The organism is Zoogloea oleivorans, from assembly GCF_008107625.1.
GTDB classification, from domain to species: Bacteria; Pseudomonadota; Gammaproteobacteria; order Burkholderiales; family Rhodocyclaceae; genus Zoogloea; species Zoogloea oleivorans.
Genome location: NZ_SDKK01000044.1, coordinates 1 through 2,838, shown reverse-complemented (window position 1 = coordinate 2,838; position 2,838 = coordinate 1). Strand labels below are relative to the sequence as shown.

Genomic DNA, 2,838 nt, shown 5'->3' with positions numbered 1-2,838 from the left:
GTGTGGATTGCCAGCAACGACCAGAGCCGACCCTATGGCGGAGGAGGGCGCCTTGCCGATGGGTGTCTCACCGTCTTACCCCCGGCTTTGCAAAGCGAAGGGGCTGACGCGGTGCGGCTCATCGATGTGATCTGGCTGGAACGGGAATCCGGCGCAGTGGTGGCGGCGTTCGAGGTCGAGCACACGACCTCGATCTACTCTGGCATCGTTCGACTGCTGGATCTGGCTTTGTCCGGTGGTGCGGCCCAGCGCCATCATCTATTCCTCGTCGCCCCCGATGAACGAGAGGCTGATGTCCGGCAGCAGGTGCTGAGGCCGGCCTTCTCACAGGTGAGGGAACTCAACATCCGCTATCTGCCGTATGGGGAGCTACGACAGCACAGGGAAGCCATCGCCCGTTTCGGGGCTGGTATCAAGCCTGTGGAGGCGATCGCCAGAATGTTCTGAGTTCGCGTTGAGATGTCTGTACCACCGTATGGCAGTACGAGGGGGCGCTTGTTGCACAGGACTGGATGCTATGGATGGCGTTAAGTGTATGCTTGACTCGTCCTGTCAGAGTCTAGATAATGATCTCCGCTGATGACCTGTTACTACTGCTTGAGCAAGCGCTCAAGGGGGGAAGATGATTTTCATCGAGTAGTGGGACCTGATAGCTAAGAATACTAGGTTCTGAGTCACGAGTCGCATGCAGGCGACTAGTACGTTTGTACTCAGATGAGTGCCTTTTGCGCCCTAGTTGTTCCGATCCCTGCAATATGCAGCACAAGACACTGCCCCTTAGGATTTCCTAAGGGGCTTTAATCTTGAGGGGACCGGAAATGACTTATACAGAATACTTGGACTTGGTGGTCCAGCTCGCCACCGTCAACCTGAAACCGGGAAGTCGCTATATTACGGCCGCGGCTCTCGGTGTACTACTCAAGCAAGCCTCACCTGAGGTCGACTGGAAGTTCTTCGGCAAACGTTCGTTGTCCGAACTCCTTTCTGACCCTCTGATTCAGAGCAGACTGTCTGTTATCGAAACAGACAAGAAGGCACTGGCGATCCAGCCCATCAATCAGGTAGCAACGCCTTCGGTCTCATTAGAGACTTTTAATCCATTGCGGAAATCTGTCTGGGACTCTTTCGTAATGGGAACGCCTACGGGAAGGCGGTTCATGCATCGGCATAACGGGATGGTCCGCATGGGACTCTCCACAGCGCCGAATCCTGTAGACGACTGGGTTGAGATTGCGCCCATCTCCCTCGAGGAGCAACGCAAGTGGGCAGTTGAGTTTCTCGACGGAGTCCACGGGAAGTTTGATGTTGTACGGTCAGAACTGCTCGAGGGCGACTCTTGGCATCCTCACCTCTTTGCCGAAGCGCTCCGAGGTGCAGACGAGGTGGAACTGCGTCAGTGGAATCGTTTCCGCTCCGCCAGGGTCTCTACCGTTGTAAAGGAGTGGTTGGCTCAGCATGCCTTGCCGGCAGAGCGTGCATTTCAGTCATTTCCTCGTGGGCAAAACGACAAAAGAGCTGAGCAAGATGCAGCTAAGGGAGCAATTCCAAATCTTGAGTCCGATGAAACTCGGCGAATCATTCTCGAAGCCCTATCACTGCTTCCACTTGAAAGACTGCTTGAAATTCCCATTCCGGCGGGTGTGATGCTTTCCGCGCTATCCAATGCCAAACCGCGTTAACTGGACGTTGGTTACGAGGGCGCGATGGGGATATTCTACATAGGTCATCCACCAGACCAATACAACGGCAGCCCCGCGGAAAGCGTTCGATTGTGTGCCCAGAATCCGGCGTTGCACGGAGGCTGGCCGATCAAGGCCAAGGAATACTCATCTGACGCCTCATTCAATGCTCGGGATTTTTGTTCAATGGTGCTCCAGTCCATTGGGCCAGTTATTCTCATCCAATCCGTCAAGCAGAGCATTATTGAAGAGGTACGTGTTCGTGTTGGCACACGAGTTCCTGTCCTCGTTGAGTGCATTGGCAACGTTGCTGACTTGCGTTCCGTGCTTGTCAGAGCCCAAGCCCAGTTTCAGAGCGGCGAACCCCTGGTTGCACTCGATGTGATTGTCGGCCTCCTCATGATCAGGAAACTTGAACAAGAGCGCATGTGGACAGGCAATTCCAAGGGTTACATGTGGGTCAGTGACATTCCAAAAGGTCGGGGGCTGGACGCTAAGTATGCCCCCCGCGTTGCACACGTCTTGAACATTCTATTTCAACACGAGCTGATCGTTTTCAAAACGAGCAACGGAAAGAAGAAGTACGCATTAAATCCGGATCGACGAAAGGAGATCTACGAAATACTGCGCGATCGCAAGCTGCCTTCTGAAGTGAACAGACTGTTGCTCCGCCACCCGGCGACTGAAACGGTGAGAGCGCTAGATGCGCTTGACGACTATGATTCTCCTCCAGAAAGAGTGTGAGTCACGAGCGGCCGGACGTGCTGTGGCATATGTATTTTGAGAGAATTCGTAATCAGCAACGAATGCCGTGAGCCCCCAAGCCGCTTCAGCGAACATTGGGGGCTCCGCTATACCTCATGCACGAACGGGGCAACTAGCTACCGTCACCATGTCGTAGTAGCGAGTCAAGCCGCATGACCTCATCGCCATGCATGATGATCTTCCGGCCATCCTTGGTTTCCATGACGGTTTCTTTCTTCATACGAGTCGCACGGCCATACTTGTCTTCCATGGCCATTTTTCCGTCCTTGAAGATATAAGGGCACCTCGAATAACCCGAGGTTTTCAGTAAATCCCACCGCGCAATGCTGATCACGATCGAATTCTGATCAGTTTCTTCGGCACATAACCGCCGTCGCCGGCAGCGCCGTCCCGT

General features: G+C 54.2%; 3 protein-coding genes and 1 pseudogene. 3 read left to right on the top strand and 1 reads right to left on the bottom strand.

Going from position 1 to position 2,838, the window contains the following annotated elements; all coding sequences use genetic code 11:
* The 3 genes and pseudogenes from ETQ85_RS24650 to ETQ85_RS24640 form a co-directional block, all read left to right on the top strand.
* Positions 1 to 447, top strand: a pseudogene (locus tag ETQ85_RS24650) (type II restriction endonuclease); the annotation flags it as partial.
* A 371-nt stretch (positions 448 to 818) separates the two neighbouring features.
* Positions 819 to 1,679, top strand: coding sequence for a hypothetical protein (locus tag ETQ85_RS24645; protein WP_148581654.1), 861 nt, complete (start codon positions 819 to 821; stop codon positions 1,677 to 1,679).
* A 24-nt stretch (positions 1,680 to 1,703) separates the two neighbouring features.
* Positions 1,704 to 2,423, top strand: coding sequence for a hypothetical protein (locus ETQ85_RS24640; RefSeq protein ID WP_148581653.1), 720 nt, complete (start codon positions 1,704 to 1,706; stop codon positions 2,421 to 2,423).
* A gap of 133 nt (positions 2,424 to 2,556) precedes the next feature.
* On the opposite strand, the gene ETQ85_RS27160 is transcribed toward ETQ85_RS24640, so the two are convergent.
* Entirely contained in the window at positions 2,557 to 2,781 is a 225-nt protein-coding gene (locus tag ETQ85_RS27160) for a CopK family periplasmic copper-binding protein (RefSeq protein WP_246128901.1), read from the bottom strand.
* Between the last annotated feature and the right edge of the window lie 57 nt (positions 2,782 to 2,838).